At 57.6% G+C, this 25,596-nt stretch carries 17 protein-coding genes; 9 read left to right on the top strand and 8 right to left on the bottom strand.

The window, feature by feature from the left end; genetic code table 11:
* Positions 1–72 precede the first annotated feature (72 nt).
* Positions 73–1,272 carry a lytic murein transglycosylase gene (locus tag SADFL11_RS08795; protein ID WP_040451794.1) on the top strand — a complete coding sequence of 400 codons (1,200 nt, stop codon included), beginning with the start codon at positions 73–75 and terminating at the stop codon, positions 1,270–1,272.
* 19 nt (positions 1,273–1,291) lie between these two features.
* Here SADFL11_RS08795 and SADFL11_RS08790 read toward each other — a convergent pair whose 3' ends face one another.
* Complete coding sequence (locus SADFL11_RS08790; protein ID WP_040451796.1) at positions 1,292–2,833, bottom strand: tetratricopeptide repeat-containing diguanylate cyclase; 1,542 nt, start codon at positions 2,831–2,833, stop codon at positions 1,292–1,294.
* Between the two features lie 220 nt (positions 2,834–3,053).
* On the opposite strand from SADFL11_RS08790, the gene parA reads away from it, so the two are divergent.
* From parA to SADFL11_RS08770, 4 genes are all read left to right on the top strand, one after another.
* Positions 3,054–3,695, top strand: a complete 642-nt coding sequence (parA, locus tag SADFL11_RS08785; RefSeq protein WP_040453249.1) for a ParA family partition ATPase — start codon at positions 3,054–3,056, stop codon at positions 3,693–3,695.
* Positions 3,696–3,875: 180 nt separating this feature from the next.
* Positions 3,876–9,329 (top strand): alpha-2-macroglobulin family protein, encoded by a 5,454-nt coding sequence (locus tag SADFL11_RS08780; protein WP_209002773.1) that lies wholly within the window; start codon positions 3,876–3,878, stop codon positions 9,327–9,329.
* Positions 9,330–9,353: 24 nt separating this feature from the next.
* Positions 9,354–11,480 carry a penicillin-binding protein 1C gene (gene pbpC, locus SADFL11_RS08775; RefSeq protein ID WP_040451797.1) on the top strand — a complete coding sequence of 709 codons (2,127 nt, stop codon included), beginning with the start codon at positions 9,354–9,356 and terminating at the stop codon, positions 11,478–11,480.
* A gap of 452 nt (positions 11,481–11,932) precedes the next feature.
* On the top strand, positions 11,933–13,108 hold the full coding sequence (locus SADFL11_RS08770; protein WP_008188951.1) for a porin: 1,176 nt from the start codon (positions 11,933–11,935) through the stop codon (positions 13,106–13,108).
* Positions 13,109–13,266: 158 nt separating this feature from the next.
* On the opposite strand, the gene SADFL11_RS08765 is transcribed toward SADFL11_RS08770, so the two are convergent.
* Entirely contained in the window at positions 13,267–14,181 is a 915-nt protein-coding gene (locus SADFL11_RS08765; RefSeq protein ID WP_008194251.1) for an alpha/beta fold hydrolase, read from the bottom strand.
* Positions 14,182–14,455: 274 nt separating this feature from the next.
* Between SADFL11_RS08765 and dapA the strand changes: the two genes are divergently transcribed.
* Both dapA and smpB read left to right on the top strand, forming a co-directional pair.
* Positions 14,456–15,334 (top strand): 4-hydroxy-tetrahydrodipicolinate synthase, encoded by an 879-nt coding sequence (dapA, locus tag SADFL11_RS08760; RefSeq protein WP_040451798.1) that lies wholly within the window; start codon positions 14,456–14,458, stop codon positions 15,332–15,334.
* A 42-nt stretch (positions 15,335–15,376) separates the two neighbouring features.
* Positions 15,377–15,856: an SsrA-binding protein SmpB gene (gene smpB / locus SADFL11_RS08755; RefSeq protein WP_008196682.1), complete on the top strand. Its 480-nt coding sequence runs from the start codon at positions 15,377–15,379 to the stop codon at positions 15,854–15,856.
* Positions 15,857–16,142: 286 nt separating this feature from the next.
* Here the strand turns inward: smpB and SADFL11_RS08750 are convergent, their stop codons facing one another.
* The 3 genes from SADFL11_RS08750 to SADFL11_RS08740 form a co-directional block, all read right to left on the bottom strand.
* A complete protein-coding gene (locus SADFL11_RS08750) occupies positions 16,143–16,598 on the bottom strand; it encodes an acyl-CoA thioesterase (RefSeq protein ID WP_008195797.1) in 456 nt (151 codons plus the stop codon).
* A complete protein-coding gene (locus tag SADFL11_RS08745; RefSeq protein WP_008190778.1) occupies positions 16,595–17,758 on the bottom strand; it encodes an iron-containing alcohol dehydrogenase in 1,164 nt (387 codons plus the stop codon). The genes SADFL11_RS08750 and SADFL11_RS08745 overlap by 4 nt, the downstream gene beginning before the upstream one ends.
* A gap of 92 nt (positions 17,759–17,850) precedes the next feature.
* Complete coding sequence (locus SADFL11_RS08740) at positions 17,851–18,258, bottom strand: DUF2000 family protein (protein ID WP_008196721.1); 408 nt, start codon at positions 18,256–18,258, stop codon at positions 17,851–17,853.
* 16 nt (positions 18,259–18,274) lie between these two features.
* On the opposite strand from SADFL11_RS08740, the gene SADFL11_RS08735 reads away from it, so the two are divergent.
* A complete protein-coding gene (locus tag SADFL11_RS08735) occupies positions 18,275–19,156 on the top strand; it encodes an AraC family transcriptional regulator (RefSeq protein WP_050776095.1) in 882 nt (293 codons plus the stop codon).
* On the opposite strand, the gene parC is transcribed toward SADFL11_RS08735, so the two are convergent.
* Positions 19,153–21,405 carry a DNA topoisomerase IV subunit A gene (gene parC / locus SADFL11_RS08730; RefSeq protein WP_008190233.1) on the bottom strand — a complete coding sequence of 751 codons (2,253 nt, stop codon included), beginning with the start codon at positions 21,403–21,405 and terminating at the stop codon, positions 19,153–19,155. The genes SADFL11_RS08735 and parC overlap by 4 nt on opposite strands.
* Before the next feature lie 294 nt (positions 21,406–21,699).
* On the opposite strand from parC, the gene SADFL11_RS08725 reads away from it, so the two are divergent.
* Complete coding sequence (locus SADFL11_RS08725; RefSeq protein WP_134852961.1) at positions 21,700–23,748, top strand: putative bifunctional diguanylate cyclase/phosphodiesterase; 2,049 nt, start codon at positions 21,700–21,702, stop codon at positions 23,746–23,748.
* Between the two features lie 13 nt (positions 23,749–23,761).
* Here the strand turns inward: SADFL11_RS08725 and recO are convergent, their stop codons facing one another.
* Both recO and era read right to left on the bottom strand, forming a co-directional pair.
* Positions 23,762–24,517: a DNA repair protein RecO gene (recO, locus tag SADFL11_RS08720; RefSeq protein ID WP_040451801.1), complete on the bottom strand. Its 756-nt coding sequence runs from the start codon at positions 24,515–24,517 to the stop codon at positions 23,762–23,764.
* A gap of 61 nt (positions 24,518–24,578) precedes the next feature.
* Positions 24,579–25,478 carry a GTPase Era gene (era, locus tag SADFL11_RS08715; protein ID WP_081450643.1) on the bottom strand — a complete coding sequence of 300 codons (900 nt, stop codon included), beginning with the start codon at positions 25,476–25,478 and terminating at the stop codon, positions 24,579–24,581.
* Positions 25,479–25,596 lie beyond the last annotated feature (118 nt).

Here is a 25,596-nt window from a genome sequence, read left to right as displayed (position 1 = left end):
TCCTGCCGCAATTCGGTCGCGGTCCCGTGGCAGCGTTTCCGCAAGGTGATTCAAAAGCTGGCGGGACTGGGTATGCGGCGGAGATCTTCAAGTGTTTTCTCTTCGGTCATGATGTTGGCGGTTTTGGGGGCGGCCAGCCTTGCAACGCCTGCATTGGCGATTGAAAGCTGCGTCGCGTCGCTGAAACAGCAAGCGATTTCTGCAGGCGTCCGGCCGGAGGTTGCCCAGAAAATGCTATCTGGCGCGAAATACGACGAGAAAGTCATCCGCTTTTCAACGGCTCAGCCGGAGTTCAAGACCGAAATCTGGGACTACATGGCGTTCCTCGTTGATCCGCAGCGGATTCAGGACGGCAAGGCAAACCTGAAAAAGCATGCCCGGACGCTGGATGCGGTCGAAAAACGCTACGGCGTCGACAAGCACATTGTATTGGCAGTCTGGGGAGTTGAGAGCGATTACGGCAATTTCCGCGGCGATTTCTATACTCCGCACGCCCTTGCCAATCTGGTGTGTGCCGGCAAACGACGGCAAAAGTATTTCCGCGGCGAGCTGATGAAAACGCTTCAGATTGCCTCGCGCGGCGATGTCCGGATGGAAGACTTCAAAGGGTCCTGGGCCGGGGCCTTTGGCCAAACCCAGTTCATGCCGACAACGTTTGCCAGTCTTGCCGTCGATTTTGATGGAGACGGGCGCAAGGACCTTGTGAACTCTGTTCCGGATGCCTTGGCATCCACGGCGAACTTCCTGAAAAACGCCGGATGGCGGAACAGCCGTTTGTGGGGGTTTGAGGTGAAGGTGCCCAAGGGCTATTCCGGTCCGTCCGGCCGCAAGAACTATGCCTCCATGAGCACATGGACCAAGCGCGGTCTTAGAAATCTCGACGGCAGTACCTTCAAAAGCAAGGCAGACACGGCGTTGATCCGGCCAGCCGGTGCAAACGGCCCGGCATTTCTCGTGACGCGCAATTTCAAGGCGCTCAGATCCTACAACGCGTCGACGTCTTATGGTCTCGCAATCGCGGTGCTTTCAGAGCTTGTTTCCGGTGGTGATCCGATCATGACGCCCTGGCCGACAGACAATCCCGGTCTTTCCAGAGCGCAGCGCCTTGAGCTGCAAAAGCTCTTGAACAAGAACGGGTTCAATGTCGGAGAACCGGACGGCAAGGTTGGCCCGATGACGCGGAAGGGCATTCGGGCTGCGGAAGCGAAATACGGCATGCCCGTCACCGGGCGCCCCTCCTGGAACGTCTATTACGCACTTGGTGGGCGGTAGAAAGAAAGGTCTTGGGGCTTTATGAGCCGGTTTTTGCGGGAGCCGGTTCCATGAACGCCTGATTGCGGCCAGATCGTTTGGCGGCATACATCGCCTCGTCCGCTGCCTGAAGCAGGCTGCGTTCAAGATTTGGCCGGATCCTTGTAACGGAAATTCCGATACTCGCACCGACCGCTCCTTGATCGCCGGGCAAATCTATCGGCTGGTTGATGCGGTCAAGGATATCTTGCGCGAGCTTTGCCAGCTCGCCCTGTTCCGTTCTTACCGTTGAGGCCACCAGAAACTCGTCCCCGCCCATGCGGACCAGAAGTTCCTGATCAAGCAGGAGTGTTCTCAAGCGCTCACTGATGACCTTGATGACTTCATCGCCCGTCGCGTGACCAAACCGGTCATTGATGGATTTGAAGCCGTCAAGGTCGATAAGAAGGGCCGCAATTTCATCAGAGCTCTTATCGGACTGTTCTGCCCGGCCGAAATACTGGGTCATCATGCGCCTGTTGCCGATGCCGGTAAGCGCATCGTGCAGGGCGTTGTGTTCAATGCGCCGGTTCAACATCTGCAGCGTCTCATTGGCCTGGACCAATTCTGTATTCAGCCGGACGCTTTGATCGCGAAGCTCACGTTCGTACTCCGCGCTGCGGCGGGCGAGCTGGTACTCCAGCTGGCTCCGCAATTCATAGCTTTGCCGGTGCGCTTCAACCTTGAACTGCGTCGCCTGCATCTCGGCATAGACTTTGAGATGCGACAGCGCCTGCTGGTACGTGCCAATGGCTTCGTGGGTTTGGGAGAGGTGCAGGTGAAAGTTCCGGATCCATAGGTGATAATCGAAAGCGGTCGCTTCCTTGAGACCTTGTTCAAAGACCTTCAGCGCATCCGCTGGACGTCTCTCTTTCAAGTAGCTTGAACCGATCGCAAAATGCAGCTGGCAAGTAACACGGGGATCATCGCTGAAAACTGCCGCCCTCAGACCTTTTTCAGCTTCTTCGCGGGCCAGTTCATAGTTTCCGCTGGCAACAAGCGCGCCGGCATAAACCTCCTCAGCATAGGGCAGCATGATCGCGTTCCGCCGCGACCGGTTCTGTTCAACACTTTGCTGGCCTGCATCGAGCGCAGCATCAATATTTCCGGCAAGGCAATTGACGCGGCAAAGATTGTGCAACACGCGCCCGGGCTCGAAATAAAGACCGGTGTCCTCCGCGATCTGCAAGGCATCGCGAAGATGAGTCAGGGCCTCGTCATAGTTTTCCGAGTACTGGCGCAAGGTTGCCAGGATGGTTAGCACTTCAATACCGGCACCGCTCTCCGCATGCGGGCCAAGCGTTTCAAAACCGTCCTTCAGGAACTCGTCTGCGAGCTTGTGGTCGCCGACGCTGTAGGCGCAAACGGCCTTGACCACGAGAAGCTCTGCCCATCCTTCCGGATCGGACTGTTTGGACATGGATTGGAATGCTACCTCCGCCAGTTCACCGGCGGTTTTGAAGTTGCCGCGCCAGCGCTCCAGCCAAGATAAATTGAAGGCAAGCGGCCGCCCGTCCAAGGCAGGCACCGTTCGGGCATCCATGGCTCTGTTCAATAAAGCCCGGCAAAGTGCCGGGTTTCTCCAGCGCAGCGCCCATGTTCTTGCTTGCAGGTTTTTCAGGTTGAATCTCCGGATAATTTCACAACCTATGGATATAATTATCACTGGTGCAAATGATGTATCCGTTAACGAAACACGGTTTTCTACGTGTTGCAATGCGAAAGAGTGCGGCGCAATATGGCGGCGAAGCATGGAGGTGTTGATGTCCGGACGAATTCTTACAGTTGCACAACAAAAAGGCGGGTCCGGTAAAACAACCCTTGCAGCACATCTTGCTGTTGCACTGGCAGCGAAATCCGGGGAACCGGTTGCTATCCTGGACGTCGATCCGCAAGGTTCGTTGGGTACCTGGTACGAGGCGCGCGAAGAAACGCTCGGGGAAGATGAGACCGGTCTGGAATTCCGGACTGCCTCCGGATGGGGTGCCCGTCGGGAAGCCCGGTCTCTGGCGCGCTCTCACGGGTATGTCATCATCGATACGCCGCCGAAAACGGATACGGATGCCAAACCCGCAATTGATGCTGCCGACTTCGTGATCGTTCCGATCCAGCCAACCCCTGTTGACCTTTGGGCAACATCCCAGACCATCGATTTGGCAGCCCGGGAAGATACGCCCGCGCTCCTGGTCATGAACCGGGTGCCACCGCGAGCCTCGTTGACCGGTGAAATGGCCGATGCGATTGCCGCATCCGGCTATGACACATTGGGGGCACGCCTAGGAAACCGGACCGTGTTTGCCTCTGCGATGGGCCGCGGAGCGTCCGTGACCGAAAACGCACCGTCCAGCAAAGCTGCTCAGGAAGTTAATCTATTGATTGAAGAGCTGGTCTCCCGCGTCGGCTGAACCTGGCTCCAGGTTTGCATTTCAGAAAAATTGCCTTGTCCTCGTCATCTTCCGGTGCCTTCATAACAGAGGTTATTCGGCCCGGGAGGACTGGCCATGTGGCATGTTTCCAATAAATATTCGCAAAATCAATTAGATAGATCTGTTTTCAGATTCTCTTTGTTAGTCGCCGGGGCACTCTTGACCGGCGGATTGGCACTCGGTGGTTTCACCGAAGCCGCCCACGCCCAAGACAGACGGATCGTCACCATTGAGGACGCGGATTTCTTCGGTGGTGATTATCAGACGGTCAAGGATGTGGACCTTGACGGCTGCAAGACGGCCTGTTTGAGCGACAACCAGTGCCAGGCCTTCACCTTCAACACCAGTGCAGGCTGGTGTTTTCTAAAGTCCTCTGCCGGGCAGATGCAGAATTTTGCCGGGGCGGTTGCCGGGCGCGTGGTCGAGGTCCAGCAATCGACCTTTGCGACCACCGGTGAAAGAAAGGCAGAGCTTGATTTTCTAAGCCGTGAGACCTTAGAAGCTGCGGAAACCTACCTGCAGCGGATCGAAGAGACGGTCCGGCCAAACAGCACCGATGCAGATGAGATCCGCCGCAATGGTTCAAACGCGCTTGCCAACAACAACAACGCCCTGGCAGAGGCTGATTTCCTCCAGCTGATCGCATTGGACCCGACACGGTTCGATCCATGGGTTCAGCTTTCGACAGCGCTCATCCTGCAAGACCCAAGTGATTGGCAGGAGCGGGAAACGAAACGCAAGAACCTCGTATCCGCCGCGGTCAACGCCTATTTGCGGGCTGGAGCGCCTGAAGAACAGGCCTTTGCGCTTGAATATCTGGGTCGCGGTCTTTCCCTTCGCCAGGACTACAAAGCAGCCATCAAGTCTCTCCGGGCTTCGCTCGCACTGGAAGAACGTGGCTCCGTGCGCCGGCGCTACGACAAACTGATGGCGGAGCACGGCTTCCGGATCGTCGATCATCAGGTCGATTCGGACAGTGCGACGCCGCGGATCTGCCTTGTATTTTCGCAAAAGCTGCCGGTCGGGGAAGATCTCAGCCCGTATGTTTCTGTCCAGGGCGACGGCACAGTGTCGATTGAAACAGATGGGTCCCAGGTTTGCGCCGAAGGCGTGCGCCACGGCGCGCGCTACCAGTTGACCGCGCGCAGCGGCCTGCCGGCAGCTGACGGTGAGGTGCTCGAAAAGTCTTCAGATCTCTCGATTTATGTCCGGGACCGCAGCCCGTCGGTCAACTTCCTTGGCCGGTCTTATGTGCTTCCCGCAGGTGGGGATCCGACGATCCCGATCGTTTCGGTCAATACCAACGAAGTTGAAGCAACCATCTACCGGATCGGCGACCGGTCCGTCGCCGACGTCCTGAGAGACAACCGCTTCCTGCGCCAACTGGGCAGCTATCAGGCGGGCCAGATTGAGGGGGATCTCGGGGAAAAGGTCTGGAGCGGTGTTGTTGAGACCGGCAATGAGCTCAATCAGGATATCACGACGGCCATCCCGTTGTCTGAAACCGGGCTTGAGATGAAACCCGGGATTTACGCCATGACCGCAAGGTCAAAGCTGGACGTGAAGAACCAGTGGGGCCCGCTCGCAACGCAGTGGTTTCTGGTGTCTGACCTTGGACTCACCGCCATGTCCGGCGCAGATGGAATTGCGGCCAATATCCGGTCCCTATCCAGCGCTGATGCTCTCACAGGGGTCAGTGTCCGGCTGATGGCTGTCAACAACGAGATCCTTGGAACGAGCGAAACCGATGCGGACGGGTTTGCCAGATTCGCTGCAGGTCTCACACTCGGGCGCGGGGGCAATGCGCCGGGCATACTGGTCGCGGAAACAGCTGGAGGCGATTACGGCTTCCTGGATCTGCGCAAACCCGCCTTTGATCTGTCAGACCGCGGTGTCGACGGACGCCCGGCACCCGGGCCTTTGGACGTTTTTGCCTGGTCTGATCGTGGCGTCTACAAGGCGGGTGAGACCGTTCATGCACAGGCCTTGCTCCGAACAGCGAAGGCCGAAGCACAGGCCGGTTTGCCGCTGACATTCATAGTCCGGCGCCCGGATGGTGTCGAACATGCCCGGTACACGCTGCAAGATGGCGGTCTCGGCGGATATGTTCAGGACATTGATTTGAGCCCGATCGCCCAGCAGGGCATCTGGTCCTGGCAGGTCCTGCTGGATCCGGACGGCGAAGCGCTTGCGGACAAGACATTCCTTGTCGAGGACTATCAGCCGGAAAGAGTCGATTTCACACTGGAAACGGCCTCCGAAACCTTCAGCCGATCTGCGCCGCTCGACGTCTCATTGACGGCAAAGTTTCTGTATGGATCGCCAGCAAGTGGCCAAACGCTGGAAGGTGATGTGATCGCGCGCCCGGTGCGCACGATGGAAGCATATCCGGGATACCGTTTTGGCATTGAAGATTCGGACGCCTATTCTGAGCGCACGCGCTTGCCGTCCGGGCTTCGAACCGATGATCAAGGCGCGTTGACCTTCTCCGCTGATCTGCCGGAGCTGCCGGAGACAACTGGTCTTTACGACGCTGAGATTGTTGCCCGCCTTGTGGAGACCGGAGGACGTTATGTCGAGCGGACGCTGGATCTGCCAGTCAGCCTCGACGGGCCGCGGATTGGGATCCGGCCTGCCTTCGATGGCGGTGTCGATGAGGGCGGTCCTGCCGACTTTATAGTGGTCGCGATTGGTGAAACCGGCGAGCGGATCGCGGCAACCGGCTTGAACTGGACGCTGTCCAAAGTCGACCGGCGCTACCAATGGTACCGGCTGGATGGCCGCTGGTCGTACGAGCCGATTACCTCTACCCGCAGGATCTCGACAGGAACCCTGGATGTGTCGGAAGCCCAACCGGCCAGCCTGTCGCTCCCTGTTGAGTGGGGCGAATACCGGCTGGACATTGAAGGCAGCGGTGCGTTGCAGACCGCAACACGGGTGGTGTTTCAGGCGGGCTGGTACACCGCCAATGCGACATCCGACACGCCGGACTATCTCGATGTCGGGCTCGACAAGGAGAACTACCGGCCAGGTGAAACCGCAAAACTTCGCTTGAAACCGCAAATGGCGGGCACGGCCGTGATCAACGTGGTGTCCGGCGGCCTTCTCTCCACCCGCACCGTGGACGTGTCCGGGGAAGAAACGGAAGTCGATATTCCGGTGGAAGAGGCCTGGGGGGCAGGAGCCTACATCACGGCCAGCCTCTACCGGCCGATGGACGTTGATCAAGCCCAGATGCCGTCGCGCGCGATGGGCCTTTCTTGGCTGCAGGTTGATCCTGGTGATCGGGATCTTGAGGTTGTGATGGATCTGCCGTCGATGATCCGGCCGCAAACCCGGCTTGATGTTCCGGTCCAGCTTGCCAACTTGGCCGCAGGTGAAGAGGCACACATCACGGTTGCGGCGGTGGACGTCGGAATACTCAACCTGACGGCCTATGAAACGCCGGCCCCTGAAAAGTGGTATTTCGGTCAGCGCCGCCTCGGAAGCGATATCCGCGATCTTTACGGCCAACTCATTGACCGGATGTCTGGCGCACGGGGCAAGGTTCGCTCCGGCGGAGACGGTATGGGCATGCGTTTGGATGCGCCGCCGCCGGATGATGAACCTGTGGCGCTGTTCTCCGGCCTTGTGAAAGTTGATGAGAATGGCGAGGCAGTCGTTTCGTTTGATGTGCCTGACTTTAACGGCGCCTTGCGCGTGATAACCGTGGCCTGGAGCAAATCCGGTGTCGGTCATGGAGAACAAGAGATCGAGGTGAGGGCGCCGGTCGTCATGACGGCGAGCACACCGGCCTTTCTTGCCCCGGGCGACTCCTCCCGGCTGGTTCTTGAAATCGATCCGGTCGATGCCCCGTCAGGTGCCTACGATCTTGAGCTGACTGCAAGCAACGGGCTGAGCCTGGAAGACGGCGCGAGCGTTCCGAGGGTTCTCGATCTGGAGACGGGCAAGAAGACACAAGTCATTCTGCCAATGGCGGCCGGCGACGCACTGGGAAGCGCCGAAATCGTTGCTTCCCTGACCGGGCCTGACGCCCAGACTATCGTCAAGCGGCTCAATCTCGATATCAAGGACACCCAGCCGGAAGTTCTGCGCAGTTATGCGTTCGATTTGGCGCCGGGAAACAAGCTTGAGGTGGATGCCGCCAGCTTTGAAGATTTGCGCGGAGACAGTGTGAAGGTTACGCTGACAGCGGGCGGTGCGGCACGAATAGATGTGGCTGGCCTTCTGGCTGCGCTGGACCGGTACCCGTATGGCTGTACCGAGCAGACCACAAGCCGGGCGCTGCCGCTGTTGTACTTGAGCGACGTTGCAGAAGCAGCCGGCCTTGGTGGAGACGATGAAATCCGTGAAAGGGTTATCAAAGCCATTACCGCCGTTCTTGCCAACCAGTCCTCTGGCGGATCCTTCGGGCTCTGGAACAGCTATGGCAGCGGTGGGACGTGGCTCGATGCTTATGTTGCCGACTTCCTGACCCGGGCGCGGGAAAAGGGCTACCAGGTTCCAGATCTTGCTTTTACGTCCGCGCTCGACAATCTGGAAAACCGGCTCGCCTATGCGTCGGACTTTGAAAGCGGCGGTGAGGACATTGCTTATGCGCTTTATGTCCTTGCGCGCAATGGCCGGGCCTCCATGGGGGATCTCAGATACTATCTGGATGCCAAACTGCAGAACTTTGCGACGCCGCTGGCCAAGGCACAGCTTGCAGCCGGTCTTGCGCTCTACGGTGAAGATGAACGGGCCGCGACCGGATTTGGGGCCGCTCTTGATGCATTGGATCGGACAGCGTCCAGCAATTACAGGGAAGACTTTGGATCAAAGCTTCGCGATGCGGCTGGGGTCACAGACTATGTTGTATCTGCATCTGTCAGCGAGCAATTGAACACCCGCGCGGTTTCAGAGCTGACATCGGTGGACAGCACCGCCCGGAGCCGGTCGACACAGGATATGGCATGGTTGTTGCTCGCAGCGAATGCGCTGAACGAGTCTGCGGAAGAGGCTCGCCTGTCGGTGGATGGGGTGGAGACACCTGGCCGGCTTGCCTGGACACTTGGTTTTGACGAACTGAAGTCCGGCCAAGTCGATGTCCGCAATGCCGGTGAAAAGCCAACTGAAGTGCTGATGTCGATTGCCGGTCAGCCGCTCAGCCCGGAACCGGCAGGCGGCAAGGATTATGCCGTCGAGCGAACACTGTATGACCTTGACGGCAATGTCATTGACCCATCCGCGGTGCCCGTGAACACCCGGATCGCCGTTGTGCTGACCATACGGCCGTTGTCTGATCAGCCTGGTCGGTTGATGGTCGTCGACCGTTTGCCCGCAGGTCTTTCTATCGACAATCCGCGTCTGGTGCGTTCCGGTGATCTTGGAGGTTTGGCGTTCCTCTCCACGATCGACCAACCGGATTACAGCGCGTTTTATTCCGACCGGTTTGAGGTTTCCGTTGATGAGAGCAACTGGGGCAACCGTGAGCTGACCTTTGCGTATCTGGCACGGGCGGCGACACCGGGGACGTTCAGCCATCCACCGGCCTCGTTAGAAGACATGTACCGACCGGACCGGCGGGCTATCACGGAAACTGCCCGGTTCGTGGTGCTTGGACCGACCAGATAGAAAAGCTGGGCGGTGCGTGAACGGATGAACAGACGGTCATTGAAACGATGGGGGCTCATTGCTGGCGCTGGTGGTTTGCTGGCAATCGGCGCCGCCGCCTGGACCATTTTTGCGGACTATCGGCAACTGCCTGCTTTGCCGAAGGCCTCCGAACTGTCTGTGTCAACCGTCGTTCTCGATCGTGAAGATCGTTTGCTGCGGGCTTTCACAAGCTCTGATTCCAAATGGCGCTTGCCGGTCAAACTCGACGAAATCGACCCGCTTTATTTCGAACTGTTGCTCGCCTACGAGGACAATAGGTTCCGCCAGCATGGCGGTGTTGACGTTTTGGCGCTGGGCCGCGCCGCTTTGCAGGCAATTGCCAACGGCCAGCTTGTTTCGGGCGGTTCAACCCTGACGATGCAGGTCGCCCGGCTTCTGGACGAGACGCCCACAAAGTCGCTGAAACGGAAGTATCAGCAGATCCTGAGGGCCGTTCAGCTGGAGCAGGTGGCAACCAAGGACGATATCCTGCACCTTTATGCCTTGCGCGCGCCCTTTGGCGGCAATCTGGAAGGGGTCCGGGCGGCAAGCCTCACCTGGTTCGGTAAGGAACCGCGGCGTTTGACGCCAGCCGAAGCGGCGCTTCTTGTAGCTCTGCCGCAAAGTCCGGAGAGCCGTCGCCCGGATCGTCATCCAAAAAATGCATTGAAGGCCCGCAACCGTGTTCTGGCGCGTGCAGTCCGGGAAGGTGTGCTGGGTGAAGAGGAAGCCAGATCAGCAGCCAACGAGCCACTTCGGGCCGAGCGACATCCAATGCCACTGCTCGCAGCCCATGAGACCCGGGAGGCACGGGCCGCATATCCTTCCGAGCCGGTTCTGCGTCTGACATTGGACAGGGATCTACAACAAGCCCTGGAAGATCTCGCCCGCCGCAGGGTGGCTGTCATGCCTGCACCGCTTTCGATCGCCATGGTGGTTGCGGATCATAAGTCCGGCAAGATCCTGGCAAGCGTTGGCGCGCCCGACCTTCTGGATGAAAGCCGGGAAGGGCATGTGGACATGACCCGGGCTACCCGGTCACCTGGGTCTGCCCTGAAACCCTTTATATATGGACTCGCCTTTGAAGAGGGGATTGGCCAACCGGACAGCCTGATTGTCGACAGGCCAACCAACATCGCCGGTTATCGTCCCACCAATTTTGATCGGGGCTATCAGGGAACGGTTACTTTGGATGAGGCCCTGCAGCTTTCCTTGAACACACCGGCGGTCCAGCTTCTGGAATCAGTAGGCCCTACAAGACTTCTTGCCCGGTTGAGACGTGCGGGCGTTCAACCGCAGCTGGAACCAGGCAGCGCGCCGGGGCTTGCCATTGGTCTTGGGGGAATCGGATTATCGCTCCGCGACCTCACGCAGACCTATGCTGCACTCGCGCAGCTAGGAGAGCCTGTTGAGCTGCGATCCTGTCGAAACCCATGCAATAACGATCGGGCGCCTGCGTGGCGGGCCATGCCTGTTCTGACTGAGAAGTCGGCGTATCAAGTCACTGACAGTCTGTCCGGCTTGCCGCAGCCACTCAATCCCGCAAAAGGGGCTATTGCCTACAAAACCGGTACTTCTTATGGCTATCGTGATGCCTGGGCGGTTGGGTATGACGGCCGCTATGTTGTCGGCATCTGGACAGGCCGGGCCGATGGGTCGCCAGTCCCGGGCCAAACCGGTGCGTCGTCGGCGGTGCCAATCCTGCATGAAGCCTATCAGTCATTGGTCGCGGGGCGTGAACCTTTGCCCAAGCCGCCGGATGACATCGCTCGCGCAGCGACGCGGCCACTTCCTGAACCGCTTAGGTATGCCCGTGTCAAATCCCGTCCCAAGATGACCAGGACCACAAGCCGTTTGGGAATCACCTTCCCGCCGGATGGCGCAAAGCTGCAGATTGGCAGGGCCTCCTCTGAAGGCGCACATCCAATGGTCGTCAAGTTTGATGGCGGTCAACGGCCGTTCCGGCTTTTCGTAAACGGAACACCGACGGGGAAAGCCACGTTTGAACGCCGATTCTTCTGGAACGCACCAGGCTCAGGCTTTGCCAATCTCATGATTCTCGATGGGAAAGGGCAGACTTCCAAGGTGTCGATCGTCCTTGAGGGAACCCAAAGCCGGGAAAAACCCTAGAAACCGGCGCCGCATTCAGCGGCAGTCCTCCGGAATTGCGATCTACGGAAGCTATGCGAACGGAGTTGGCGTACGAACCGATTCCTTGGCGCGATTCCGGCCATTCAGGGCGTAGACAACATACCCGCCTTTGAAGTCGGAACTCCCCGAAACCCATTACTAACAGGCTCAAACGTCTCTAAATCCTACCAAATCCTAAACGTTGGGGCTGATTTTGTGACATTCACGCAACACCGGTTTCTGAAAACCCTGCCCGGCGGCTCCAAACCGGATTTCTGAGTTGAACGGCAGATCGGGATGCGTATGGTCACAACTGCGAGCGGCTTCGGGCCGCACTGATTTGCATACCGCGGACGTCCAACCTCCGGCAGGAAGCAAATACAGAAATTATTCGCGGGGATAATGGCATCACTTTGATGCTGGCAAATTTGACTGATTTTTGGAGGTCAGACATGAAACTCTTTAAGGGCATGATGCTCGGCGCTGCAGCCGTTGCTACAGCCACAACTGCTCAGGCAGCTGATCTTCCGGTTGCTCCGGAGCCGGTTGACTACGTACGTATCTGTGACGCTTACGGCGCTCGCTTCTTCTACATCCCGGGCACAGAAACCTGCCTGCGTGTAGGTGGTCGTGTTCGTGCCGACTACGGCATCTCTGACTTCGGCAACTCTGGCCCGAACTCTTGGGATTCCAAAGCTGACAACAGCCTGCGTTTCCGTGCTCGTGGTTACATCCGCCTCGACGCTCGTACACAGACCGAATTCGGCCTGCTGCGCACTTACACCGACGTTTGGTTCACTTCAAACAACTCCAACTTCGGTTCCGCTGGCGGCAACACTGAGCTGTGGGACGCATTCGTTCAGCTCGGCGGCTTCACCTTCGGTCGTACCGGTTCTTTCTTCGACTACTGGACTGGTGAATCCTGGGGTTCCCGCATCGGTCAGGGTCTTGACTCCCGTGCAAACCTCGCAGCTTACACCGCTACCTTCGGTAACGGCCTGTCTGCAAGCCTCTCTCTCGAGTCCAACACCGGTGAGCGCTCCCCGAGCACTTACATCGGCGGTTACTCCCGCGGTGGCTTCCGCTACCCGGCTCTCGTTGCCAACGTGAACGTAGTTCAGGGTTGGGGCGGCGCTCAGTTGATGGGTGTTGTTAAAGCTAACCGTGCTTCCACAGCTCCGGTTGACTCTGAGACCGCTTGGGCGATCGGTGCATCTGCACGCTTCAACCTGCCGATGCTCGGCTCCAACACTGGCCTCGGCCTGCGCGCTGTCTACGCTGACGGTGCAATCGGCTACATCCACGAAGCATACGGTTCCTACGACGCGACCCTCAATGCTGCTGGCACTGGCCTGTCCAACTCCACCGGTTGGGGCGTTGCAGCTGGTATCACTCACTACTGGACCCCGACCATCTACACCGCGGTTCAAGGTCAGTACTGGGATATCGACACTCTGAACACAGCCAACGACCTGTCCGCTTGGTCCGCTCACGCGACCCTCGGCTGGACCCCGGTCTCCGGTCTCGTAATCGGTACTGAATTCGAGTACAAAGACGAAGACTTCGGTGCTGGTGGCGTAGACAACCAGGACATGACTGTTACCTTCCGTGTACAGCGCACGTTCTAATCAATCCTTATCTTAAGGTTTGATGGAAAACCCGGCGGAAACGCCGGGTTTTCTTTTTGTTCAGCACGAACTGCGGCAAAGAAAAAAGCCGGGACACAAACGGGTCCCGGCCTTTTCTGTTTTTGTTTGGGGCAACGGCCAGACAAATAAGGGACTTGTCAGACCTTGCTCAAAAACCCTCCGATACGTTCATGCGTCTCGCTGTCCCACAAAACAGGCGCATGACCCTGGCCCGCAATCGTGTGGAGCGTGGCTTTGGGGTGGCTGTCGAGCATCTGTTGTGCAGTGTCTTCCCCCAAGAGGTCAGATTTTGCGCCGCGAATGACCATGACTGGCCTGTCTTTCAAGAACTCGTAAAGCGGCCAAAGGTCAGGAACCGGAGCGCCGTCATCAAGACTGGCAAACTGATGCCCAAGCGCCGGATCATAATCGAGCACAACCTTTCCATCCTTCTCAGAAGCAACCTGGCCCGCCATTTTCAGCCAATCGTCCGCCGAAAACACGGGGAATTGCATTCCGAGCATATGCCGGAGTGAGCCGGCAACCTCATCGAGGGACGCGTAGGACATGTTGCGGCCAAGTGTTGCCGCGATCCTATGGATGGCCCGCATCTCGATATGCGGACCGATGTCATTGAAAATTACGGCGGCCAGCCGGTTGGGTGGATACCGGTGAGCCATCGCGAGCGCATGCAGTCCGCCCCGGGATGTGCCCAAAACTGCAAAACGCTCGAGTTTGAATGCCTCGATCGCTGCATCTATGTCTTTTTCCTCAACAGGGAGCGCATAATTCTGCCACTCCGGGTCCCAGTCGCTGTCGCCGCGTCCGCGATAATCCAGGGCGATGACACGGTGGCCTTGGCCTTGAAGAAATGCTGCGATCTCATTGAAGTCGCGTGTATTTCTCGAAAGGCCGGGAAGGCACAGGACGGTGACTTTTTCGTCTTTCTGTGCGGACTGGGGCACGGGCCATTCTTTTGCCGCCAGCGTCAGACCGTCCGGGCTCTGATAGGTCAAGCTGACCGGAGCGCCGGATGGGGCGGCATGTGGCGGTTCCTCTGGTGCAAGCGTCATGGCGGTTCTCCCTAGGATATGTTGTGTTTTTTTGAAAGATAACTGGAGCGCGCGCCGGCTGCCATAGGAAGATTGCTTAAACGGCACACCCGCTCAGTGGGTGAAATGCGAACCAATGCTGCATCAGCCGAAAGAAAAGCGAAATTGAGCCTTCTAAACAGCAGTTGCAGGATTGCCGGAAGCTGGCGGGGTGAGTATGTTGCGCCTCCGTTAGAACTCTTTGGGCATTCGTCCCAAGCTTAGCCACGTACTGCCGATCCAAAAGGAAACCGAGATGTTTAAAGGCTCCATCCCAGCGCTTATCACGCCCTTCAAGGACGGTGCGCTTGATGAGAAACGGTTTCAGGAGTTCGTGGACTGGCAGATTAAGGAAGGCTCCAGCGGCCTGGTTCCGGTCGGAACCACCGGAGAGAGCCCGACGCTCGGCCATGATGAGCACAAGCGTGTCATCGAGCTCTGCATAGAAGCGGCCAACGGCCGGGTTCCGGTCATCGCCGGCGCTGGCTCGAACAACACGATCGAAGCCATTGATTTCGCCCAGCACGCCGAAAAGGCGGGTGCCGATGCGCTTCTGGTGGTGACGCCTTACTATAACAAACCGAACCAGGCTGGCCTGAAGGCACACTATAAGGCGATCAATGACGCGGTCGGGATTCCGATCATCATTTACAATATTCCGGGGCGGTCGATTATCGATATGACACCGGAGACCATGGCTGAGCTCTTCGAGACCTGCGAAAACATCAAAGGTGTCAAGGACGCAACTGCGGATTTGGCCAAGGTTTCGCGGCAGCGCCAGTTGTGCGGACCGGATTTCATCCAGCTCTCCGGCGAAGACATTTCTGCGCTGGCTTTCAATGCACATGGCGGGGTGGGCTGCATTTCGGTAACGGCGAATGTCGCACCGCGGCTGTGTTCGGAATTTCAGGCTGCGACGCTGGCCGGTGACTACACGACAGCGCTTGAGTATCAGGACCGCCTCGCACCGCTTCATCGGGCATTGTTCCTTGAACCGAGCCCAACAGGGGCCAAATATGCATTGTCGCTTTTGGGAAAGATCGAGGAAGAGCTGCGTTTGCCGCTCGTTCCGATTTCCGAAGGCACGCAGGCAGAGATCCGCAGCGCGTTGTCGCATGCAGGTTTGATCAACTAATACAAAGAAGGGCGTGCTGCGGCACGCTCCGGGAACACGCTTATGGCTCCGAAAAAAGGGGGGCATCCGGGCCGGACCATCATCTCCGACAACCGGAAGGCCCGGTTCAACTACGAGATCGAAGACACGCTTGAAGCCGGCATCGAGCTGAAGGGGACGGAAGTCAAATCCCTTCGCACGGGTAAGGCGAATATCGGCGAATCTTACGCTGCCGAGCACAAGGGCGAGATCTGGATCTACAACGTCTATATCCCGGAGTATCTGCAGGGGAACCGGTTCAACCATGAACCGCGCCGTCCGCGGAAGCTGCTTCTGCACAAGCGCGAAATCGGCAAGCTGGCCGGAGCCGTTCAAAAAGACGGCAAGACGATTGTTCCGCTCAAGCTCTATTTCAATGAACAGGGGCGGGCGAAACTGGAATTGGCCCTGGCACGCGGTAAGAAGCTTCATGACAAGCGCGAGACGGAAAAGAAACGCGATTGGCAGCGTGAGAAGTCGCGCTTGATGAAGAATATTTCCTAAAGCCGAACCTTCATAAATCGCGTTGTTTTGAAGCCGTGCGATGTGTGGAACAGCCTGTCCAAAACCTGTTCCAAACTTGTGGATAAGCTGTGGGTAGGCCGCTGTTGATCACCTGTGCGCAGCTTGTTGAGATGTGGAGAATTCCGCTCCAGCGAATGGCAACTTTGCTGGTGGTCTACAGCGTGTCGCGTTCAATTAAATTCAGGCTAGTTCAGCTTTCGCGTACGAGGCAAAGCCGAGTTGCAGCAAAACCTGAATCCGCTTAAACGCGATTTGCTTTAGAACGCTAACCCAGCGTTTCCAGAACCTTGCGGGTTTTGTCCGAAATTGGAACCGGGCGCCGGGTCTGCCTGTCAACATAGATATGAACGAAGCGGCCGTGCGCTGCGGTTTGAAGATCTTCGCCGGAAAAGAGACCGACCCGGAAAACCACTGAGCTCTTGCCGATTTGTTCTATTCTGAGACCCGCTGAAACATTGCCCGGAAACAACAGCTCCGCGAAATAGTTGCAGCCCGTCTCAGCAACAAGAAACACGGTTTCTCCGCGCACCGGATCCAGCAGACCATTTTCGATATACCAGCTGTTCACGGCGGTATCGAAATAGCTCAGGTACTGGACATTGTTGACATGACCATACATGTCCACATCCATCCACCGGGTGGGGATTTCCAGGAAACTCCGGAAATCTGACCGTTCCAGCGGTTTTTTGCGCTCAGGAGCTGCAGATTTGTTTGCCGTCATAGGGCCGCCGCGTAGATGTTGAAGGCGTCCGTCTCGGTCACTTCACGCGGATTATTCACCAGAAGACGGGTTTGTTTCATGGCATCACGCGCCATTTTCGGCAGATCCTTTTCAGAGATACCCACCTCACTCAAACGGGTCTGCAGACCGAGTTTTTCCGTAAGTGCGGCGAGACGCCTTGCAAAGGTGTCCGCGCGGTCAGTGGGGCTGGCAAGATCACTCAGTTCCGGAAACAGGGCCGGTGCGAGCTCCGCGTAGATTGGTGCGGCAACCGCATTATTGAAAGCAAGCACATGCGGCAGGACCAGGGCGTTTGAAAGCCCATGAGGCACGTGGAATGTCCCGCCGATCGGGTAGGCGAGGGCATGCACAGCCGCAACCGGGGAATTGGCAAACGCCATTCCGGCGAGTTTCGAGCCGAGCAACATGCCGCCACGGGCGCTCACATTGGTGGGATCAAACACGGCAGTCTCGATATTGGCACCGAGCAGTTTCAATGCCTCGACCGCAAGCGTGCGGGACAATGGATTGTTGTTGGCGGACTTTGAGGCATAGGCTTCGATCGCATGCACCATCGCATCAACGCCGGTGGCAGCGGTCACATGGGCCGGCAGACCAAGGGTCAAAAGTGGATCGAGAACGGCCAAATCCGGCAATAGGTGTGGGGAAACAACACCGCGTTTTTCATCGGCGCCGACCGTGATGATCGAGATCGGCGTCACTTCGGATCCGGTGCCCGCGGTGGTCGGGATCAAGATGAGGGGCAGGCGGGGGCCTTTGGCGTTGCCGATGCCCCAGGCATCATTCAGATCTTCACCGCTGCCGAGCAACAGGGCGACCAATTTGGCGACATCCAGAGAGGACCCACCGCCAAACCCGATGATTGAGGTCGCGCCGTGGTCCTTGGCCGCTGCGACAGCGTCTTCGACCAGTTTTTGCGGTGGATCTGCAACGACTTCAGAAAAGCGGCCAATCTGATGTCCGGCGGCGGTCAGGCTAGCTTCACACTCTTCTTGCAGACCGAGAGATACGATCCCCGGATCAGTGACCAGAAAGGGCCGGTCACCCAGAAAATCCAAAGCATGCCGGTCAAGCGCCGCCGCTGCGCCATTTTCAAAAACAATCCGCTCGCTGGTATGAAAAGTAAACGCCGCGACCATATTCCCTCCCGATATTTTGCGAGTGTGCATAACAAAGCTGGCTGCGTCGAGGGGCAATTGGTCAGGTCCATGAAACGCCCGTGTCGAAACGCCTATCCGTGCATCTTCGCACCTTTAGAAATCTTGTCGGCGGTCTTTTTGTCCGTGTGAAAAGCAATGCCGACGACCTTTGCGCCATCCGGAGTATGCTCTGCAAAGACCGCGCGGTTGGCGCTGTCGTGGCCCGTTGAGAACATTTCTTCGATATAAAGGCTCGATTTGACCTGCCGCTCAAGCGTGCGCCGGTGGATCTTCTTAAGCGCATCTGGATTGGCAGTCAAAACGATCACAGGCTGGACGCTCATCGGATGATAGACATTGCCGTCTGCATCTTGGTAAGGCATTCCGATGATGTCCGGCTTGGCGGCGGCGACGCCGGTGGACAGGAATGCAGTGACATTCAGCTTCTGCCACATGGCCAGGTCCTCGCGGACGACGATGACGAATTTGGTATCGAACATGAATGAAAATTCCATAATGGGATTTGAGGAAAGGCGAGAGACAACCAGCCTAGGCGGGGTGGCCGGAAACGGTCTTGAACGTTTGTGCAAAATCGGATGGGACGGCATTCGCGTAGCGCCAACTGAAGCCGGGATTGAGCGGATCGAAGCCAATTTCCAGGGCAACGGCTTCTCGGCTCATCGGCATGATACCTATGCCATCGGCGTGACACTGCAGGGCGTGCAGCGGTTCAAGTACCGCGGTGCGGAGCGGGCGTCCTGTCCCGGTCAGGTGATTGTCATCCACCCGGATGAAGTTCATGACGGCGGGGCCGGGACAGAGACCGGCTTGCGTTACAGGATGATGTATATCCCGCCGGAAATGATTGCGGAGGCGCTTGGGGGAAAGGCGTTGCCCCACGTTTCAACTCCGGTTCTGACGGATCCAGTGTTTCAGAGGAGCCTGATCGAAGCCTTGCAGGATCTCGACAGCGAGATGGGTGACTTGAGAGTTTCTGATCTTCTGGCAGTCTTGGCCAGCTGTTTGAACCGCTTCTCAGATGATGCACGACCCGTCCGGCAGACGCTCGACTGGCCGGTTCTGAAAATGTGTGCCGAGTTTATAAAGGAACATGCGGCAGATCCGATTGCCTCTGCTGATCTGGAGGCTGTCTCAGGTCTGGACCGGTTTGCGCTCTCCCGCCAGTTCCGGGCGGCCTTCGGAACAAGCCCGCATCGGTATCTGGTCATGCGCCGTTTGGAACAGGTGAAGAGCGGCCTTGCGGATGGCGAATGCCTTGCGGCAGCGGCAACGGCCGGTGGCTTTGCAGACCAAAGCCATATGTCCCGTCATTTCAAACGTGCGTTTGGCATGTCACCTGGAAAATGGCGGCAGTTGAATGCCGCCAGCTTGGCTTAAAGCGTCTTCGGCCCAAACTTGTTCGAGCGCGGGAACCCGGTCGGGGGCAGGCGGCCTGCCTGGCCGCGGTCGCCGAGCCATTCGGAAAGCTCCTCCAGCGAGCGGGTGAAGCTGCGCCCGGAACTGTCGGTCCAGGTAAGACCGTCTTCGCCTTTGAACACGCGGATGTCAGAGACATTGCCATCCCGGTAGCGCTGCAGGCGGACACCGCGGCCACGCCCCATCTGGGCGATCTGCGCGAGCGGGAACACCAGAAGCTTCCGGTTCTCACCAATGATCGCAACATGATCGCCGGTCGCATCGACACACAAAGCCGCTTCAGCCGGTGCTGTGAGGTTCAAGACCTGTTTGCCCTTCCGGGTGTTGGCAACGACATCATCTTCGCTGACAACAAATCCGCGGGCTTCGTTGTTGCTGAGGAGAAGGTTCCGTCCGGGTTTGTGAACGAAGGCGCTGACGACATCCTGTGCCTCGTCCATTTCCACCATCAAACGGATCGGCTCGCCATGGCCACGTCCCCCCGGCAGGCGGTCCGCACCGAGCGTGAAGAACTTGCCGCCGGTGGAGAAGACGAGGATCTTGTCGGTCGTCTCCGCATGGAAGGAGAGCTTAAGCTTGTCGCCTTGCTTGAAGGAGAGGCTCGAAAGGTCCGCCTGGTGGCCCTTGAGTGCCCGGATCCAGCCTTTCTCCGAGATGATGACCGTGATCGGTTCCTTTTCGATCATCGCCTGTTGGATGTCGACCAGATCCGCTTCCGGGGCTTCCGCCTTGTCCGTGCGGCGTTTGCCGATCTCCGTCTCCGGGCCATAGACCTTGGCGATTTCGCCAATTTCCTTGGAGATCTTTGTCCACTGGCGCGCATCGGATCCAAGCAGTTTGGTCAGCTGATCCTTTTCATCCGTCAGCTTGTCGTGTTCCTTCCGGATCTCAAACTCTTCCAGCTTGCGCAAGGAGCGCAGACGCATGTTGAGGATCGCTTCGGCCTGAACGTCGGTCAGCTCGAAGGTCCGTATCAGAGATGCTTTGGCGTCGTCTTCCTCGCGGATGATGCGGATGACTTCATCAAGGTTGAGATAGGCGATCAGATAGCCGGCCAACACCTCTAGCCGGTGATTGATCTGGCCAAGCCGGTGTTCGGAGCGGCGGACAAGGACGACCTTGCGGTGGTCCAGCCATTCCCGCAGCACCTGCTTGACGCCCATCACCATCGGCACCTTGCCCATGGAAAGAACGTTCATGTTCAGCGAGAACCGGTTTTCCAGATCCGTCAGTTTGAACAAGGATTCCATCAGGATATTGGCATCGACGTTCTTGGAGCGCGGCACCAGAACGACGCGAATGTCTTCCGCCGACTCGTCGCGCACATCGTCCAGAAGCGGGAGCTTGCGGGCGATCAGCAGCTCGGCAATCTTCTCGATCAACCGGGACTTTTGAACCTGATAGGGGATCTCGGTGACAACAATTGCCCATTGTCCCCGGCCAAGTTCTTCCACTTCCCAGCGTGCCCGCACCCGGAAGCTGCCACGCCCTGTGGCGTAGGCCTCACGGATGGAGCCTTGATCGGAAACCAGAAGCCCGCCCGTCGGGAAATCCGGGCCCTTGATGTGCTCTAAAAGCTCATCGACTTCAGCATCCGGGTTCTTGATTAGATGCTGACAAGCGTTGCAGAGTTCAAAAGCATTGTGCGGTGGAATCGAGGTCGCCATGCCAACCGCAATGCCCGAGGAACCGTTGCCGAGAAGGTTCGGAAACCCGCCCGGAAGAACGATCGGTTCCTTGTCTTCGCCGTCATAGGTTTCGCGCCAGTCGACCGCATCCTCGTCCAAACCGTCCAGAAGACGCTTGGCGGTGTCGGTCATGCGGGCTTCGGTGTACCGCATGGCTGCGGCATTATCGCCATCCACATTGCCGAAGTTGCCCTGACCATCGATCAGCGGATAGCGCTGTGCAAAGTCTTGAGCCAAGCGGACAAGGGCGTCGTAAACCGCCTGATCGCCATGGGGGTGGTATTTACCAATGACATCGCCGACGACGCGCGCGCATTTCTTGAAACCCTGGCCTGGATCCAGCTTCAACAGCCGCATGGCGTAAAGCAGGCGCCGGTGCACCGGCTTCAGGCCATCACGAACGTCAGGCAGAGCCCGGTGCATGATGGTTGACAATGCATAGGCCAGGTAGCGCTCTTCCAGCGCGTCCTTCAGGTTGATGCCTTCAATGCCGCTTGGCGGCGGTGTCACTTCTTGTCCCATACCTGCTTGCTACCGGCTTCCGCGAAGCAGTTCAATAAACCGGGGCGCACATAGGTATCAAAACCGCAGATTTTCAACGGTTTTCCGCATCATGCACAGGCAGTAGCGGGTGCAGTTTGAGTTCAAATTTGTTCGCTCACCGCAATGAGGTCCGTTTGAGAGGGTGTTTCGGTTTTCAATGCGACCATTAGTTGTTCTTTTACCGTAAAAATAACAATGAAATAGGCATTATGGTGTTTTTAACACCTCGGATCGAGGCTGTCTGAGAAGTTGCCCAAATTGTAACGAGCAGGATTGTCGACGATTATCGGTATGAACAGAGTTTCCGGCCCTTTTTCTGGTTTGAAATCCGCACTGTCCACTTGGTTGCTGGATGACAGCCAGGACATCGAAGTTGCAAAAGCGCAGTTTGAATCGACACGGCACCAGGCCCCTTTCCTCTACATTATCCGGTTCATCTGCGCCTGGACCATTGCGTTCACGCAAATGAGTTACGCGCCGCTTTGGCTGGTCCTGATTTATCCGATTTGCACAACTATCTGGTCCTATTGCCGTATTCGCCGCCTTTGGTCCGCACCAAAGGCACCTCCGAGAACCTTGGAGGCGTTGATTGTCTGGCGGAAAAGGACACAGATTATCGCGGCTCTGGCCCCCTCGATTTTCACAATCTGGGCCCTCATGCTGTTTCCCTATGGAACCGCGTTTTCGCAGGTTCAGATTTTCCTGACGATCCTGGTGGGCAACCTGAGTGCCTTGTTCAGCCTGACGCATTTGCGCTCGATCGCGGTTACCAACGCCGTCTCCAGCACGGGCATCTATACACTGTTCTTCAGCTGGTACGGGGACCCGGCCTATCAACTGATGGCACTTTTTGGGGTGGCAGTTACATTCTTTGTGGCGCTCATAGAAATGAATACCTATCGGGACTTCATTTCGCTCATCAAGACCGGCACGCGCTTTAAGGAGCAAAGCCGTTATCTGGAGCAAAAACATCGGGAAACCGAAAAGCTCAATGCGTTGAATTACCAGCTCGCAACCACTGATCATCTGACCGGTGTCGCAAACAAGCGGTTTTTCCGGCAAGAACTTGACCGGGCGCTTCGGGCCGCGAATGCGTCGGGAGAGCGTTTCGGCCTCTGCATCTTCGACATCGGTGGTCTGAAATCGATCACTGAGATTTACGGGCTGGATGCAGGGGACCAAGTGTTAAAGGAAGTTGCCCGCCGGCTGTCCGGCATGGACGGCGAAGGGGTGTTCGTTGGCCGGGTCGGCGGCGATGAATTCGGGTTCTTCGGGACCTGCGATCCTGAAAAATATCAAAGGGTGAAAGCCGCTTTTGAGCGGTTGATCGAGCTGCCGGTAGAAACCAAACAGGGCCGCTTCCGCCCCAATTATTCCGCCGGGATAGCCCACTCAAATGGGGCTGTGACATGTGCAACGGAATTGTTTGAACGGGCTGATTTTGCCCTTTCCACCGCCCGCGAAAACCGCAAGGAAACCTCTGTTTCCTATGATGCTTGCCTTGACGCCCGGCGGTCCCGGGACACCGAGATCCTGTCTGCATTGCTCGATGAAGAAACAAGAGACGGTCTGCACCTGGCGTTTCAGCCGATCATCGATATCACATGCAATTCAATCCTCGGCGTCGAGTGCCTTGCCCGTTGGCATCATCCCCAGCTCGGCAATATCGCACCGGTCGACTTCATCCCGCTCGCCGAACGGTCCGGTGTGATCAATCTGATCAGCCTGGATCTGTTTGAAAAAGCCCTGTCTGAGGCCAAGGCTTGGCCGGAGAGCCTTCGACTGTCGTTCAACCTGTCGGCGTCCAACCTGTCTTCAAGACGTTTCATCGTTGAGTTTCTGAGTATCCTCAAGCAATCCGGGATCGACCCTCAGCGGCTGAGCTGCGAAGTGACCGAAACGTCGGTCATGTGGGACTTCAAGGAAACACGGCGCGCGCTGGACACATTGAAGGGTGCTGGCGTCCGGATTTCTCTGGATGATTTCGGAACCGGGTACTCGAGCCTCTCCCACGTGCACCGGCTGCCGCTCGATTGCATTAAGATCGACCGGAGTTTTGTCTCGGACCTTTGCCCTGGAAGCACCGGCTATGGCATCGTGAAATCACTTCTGGCACTCAGCCGGGATATGGCGATCTCCTGTGTGGTTGAGGGCGTTGAAACGGACGACGAGTTATCTATCCTAAAAGACCTCGGCGCATCATTCGTCCAGGGCTATCTTTTCTCAAAACCGCTCAATGCCGCAGAGTTGGCACAGCTTCTGGCAACGGGATTACCGGATCGGGCAGACCCTTCAATCGACGGGCTTCCAAAAGCCAGTTGATCGGTGTCCAGGGTCAGAAATTCCATGGGAATTCAGATCTATAGCGTTTTTCCAGGGCATTCGTCAGAAGCGTGCGTGTGCCGCTATCAGTGATGTTGCGCTCGCCTAGTTGCCGGTCGAGAAAGAAACCGGTCAGCTGAAAGCCTTGGGTGACGTCTTGCCAGGTCAACTCAGTCCCGGCTTGCCGTTGCCCATCCAGCAAAAACGAGGGCAGGGGGAGCAGTTTGTCATGATAGGGCCGTCCGGCTTCCCGGCTCACGGCACGGGCCGAGCGGGGCGAGACATAGGCGAGATCGTCGGTCGTTCCGGTTGCAGCGCAGGATGTTAGATCCAGACCGGCCCCCAGTTCCTGAAGCAATTCCAGCTCAAAACGGATCATGAGTGCCGCCGCCGCATCGCTTGCATCAAGGTGATCAAGCACAACGTTCAGCGCGCCATAGATGCGCGGATAGGGATGGCGTTCCGGTAGAAGTCGGACCAGTGCGGCAAGGTGTTGAACTGCAGCCAATCCGATTCCGCTGTTCATCAGGTCAGCAGCACGGGCGGTGTGTGGTTCTATCTGGAATTGCCCGAGATGATCGGAGAGCCGGGCTTTCCAGGTGAGAGACAATTCGTTGCCGGGCTGCAATGCAGGGCGGTGGCGCTTTGAACGGCCGCCACGAACAAGACCAAGGTGACGGCCGCTGTCTGCGGTCATCACTTCCAGTATGACGTCGTTTTCGCCGTGCTTGCGGGTGGTCAGCACCACACCGTGTCCGCTCCATTCCAACGCGACTGTCCCTTGCTCAGGCCGACGCCAGACCGTGCCGGATTCGCGTGCAGAAGGCCAACTACTTCGGAAACTCCAGCCCCATTTCCCGGTAGCGCTCGGGATCATCGGCCCAGTTTTCCCGCACCTTGACGAACAGGAACAAATGCACTGGCGCTTCGATGATGTCCGAGATCTCGCTACGCGAGGCCTGGGAGATCTGCTTGATCGTCTGGCCCTTCTTGCCGAGGACAATGCTCTTTTGGCTGTCGCGCTCCACATAGATGGTCTGTTCGATCCGGGCCGATCCGTCTTTCTTGGTCTCCCAGCGCTCGGTCTCGACCGTAGAAATGTAAGGCAGCTCCTGGTGCAGGCGCTCAAACAGCTTCTCGCGCGTGATTTCAGCCGCAAGAATGCGCAAAGGCAGGTCGGATGGCTGGTCTTCCGGATACAGCCAAGGGCCATCCGGCATTTTTGAGGCAAAGTAGTCTAGAATTTGCTGTGTGCCGTCGCCGGTCAACGCGGAGACCATGAACGTTTCTTCAAACTCCAAGTACTCGTTCGCCTTTTGCGCCAGCTTCAACAGCTTTTCGCGGTTGGCAACATCGGTCTTGTTGAGGATCAAAACCTTGGGTGCCGATTGTCCCTTGAGGCGTTTTAGGATCTGTTCGACTTCTTCGTCGATGCCCTTCCGGGCGTCGATCAGAAGTGCAATGACATCAGCATCCCGTGCACCGCCCCAGGCCGTGTCGACCATGGCCCGGTCGAGTCGCCGTTTAGGCTTGAAAATCCCAGGCGTATCAATGAAGACTAGCTGCGCCGTGCCATGCATGGCCACACCGCGCACGATGGAGCGGGTGGTTTGAACCTTGTGCGTGACGATCGAGACCTTGGTTCCGACCAGCTGGTTGATCAGCGTCGATTTTCCGGCATTCGGCGCGCCGATCAGGGCGACAAAGCCGGCCTTCGTGTCAGACGGCATCGCACCCAGCGGATCGGGTAGCGGAATGTCGAAGCGGCCTTTCGGCGCGACGAACTCCGTACCATCGTCGTCGGTCTCAAAGTCGTCAGGTTCGTTTGAGGTTTCGTCGCTCAACGTC

The organism is Roseibium alexandrii DFL-11, from assembly GCF_000158095.2.
Classification (GTDB): domain Bacteria; phylum Pseudomonadota; class Alphaproteobacteria; order Rhizobiales; family Stappiaceae; genus Roseibium; species Roseibium alexandrii.
This window is presented reverse-complemented; position numbering and strand designations above follow the sequence as displayed.

What these genes read in the sequence shown, in the direction of transcription:
- parC (WP_008190233.1), bottom strand. Translation starts at nt 21,405, where the DNA reads ATGGGACAAGAAGTGACACCGCCGCCAAGCGGCATTGAAGGCATCAAC.
- pbpC (WP_040451797.1), top strand. Translation starts at nt 9,354, where the DNA reads ATGAACAGACGGTCATTGAAACGATGGGGGCTCATTGCTGGCGCTGGT.
- SADFL11_RS08795 (WP_040451794.1), top strand. Translation starts at nt 73, where the DNA reads ATGCGGCGGAGATCTTCAAGTGTTTTCTCTTCGGTCATGATGTTGGCG.
- SADFL11_RS08770 (WP_008188951.1), top strand. Translation starts at nt 11,933, where the DNA reads ATGAAACTCTTTAAGGGCATGATGCTCGGCGCTGCAGCCGTTGCTACA.
- SADFL11_RS08765 (WP_008194251.1), bottom strand. Translation starts at nt 14,181, where the DNA reads ATGACGCTTGCACCAGAGGAACCGCCACATGCCGCCCCATCCGGCGCT.
- SADFL11_RS08740 (WP_008196721.1), bottom strand. Translation starts at nt 18,258, where the DNA reads ATGTTCGATACCAAATTCGTCATCGTCGTCCGCGAGGACCTGGCCATG.
- SADFL11_RS08790 (WP_040451796.1), bottom strand. Translation starts at nt 2,833, where the DNA reads ATGGATGCCCGAACGGTGCCTGCCTTGGACGGGCGGCCGCTTGCCTTC.
- parA (WP_040453249.1), top strand. Translation starts at nt 3,054, where the DNA reads ATGTCCGGACGAATTCTTACAGTTGCACAACAAAAAGGCGGGTCCGGT.
- dapA (WP_040451798.1), top strand. Translation starts at nt 14,456, where the DNA reads ATGTTTAAAGGCTCCATCCCAGCGCTTATCACGCCCTTCAAGGACGGT.
- era (WP_081450643.1), bottom strand. Translation starts at nt 25,478, where the DNA reads ATGCCGTCTGACACGAAGGCCGGCTTTGTCGCCCTGATCGGCGCGCCG.
- SADFL11_RS08735 (WP_050776095.1), top strand. Translation starts at nt 18,275, where the DNA reads ATGGGATTTGAGGAAAGGCGAGAGACAACCAGCCTAGGCGGGGTGGCC.
- SADFL11_RS08745 (WP_008190778.1), bottom strand. Translation starts at nt 17,758, where the DNA reads ATGGTCGCGGCGTTTACTTTTCATACCAGCGAGCGGATTGTTTTTGAA.
- smpB (WP_008196682.1), top strand. Translation starts at nt 15,377, where the DNA reads ATGGCTCCGAAAAAAGGGGGGCATCCGGGCCGGACCATCATCTCCGAC.
- SADFL11_RS08750 (WP_008195797.1), bottom strand. Translation starts at nt 16,598, where the DNA reads ATGACGGCAAACAAATCTGCAGCTCCTGAGCGCAAAAAACCGCTGGAA.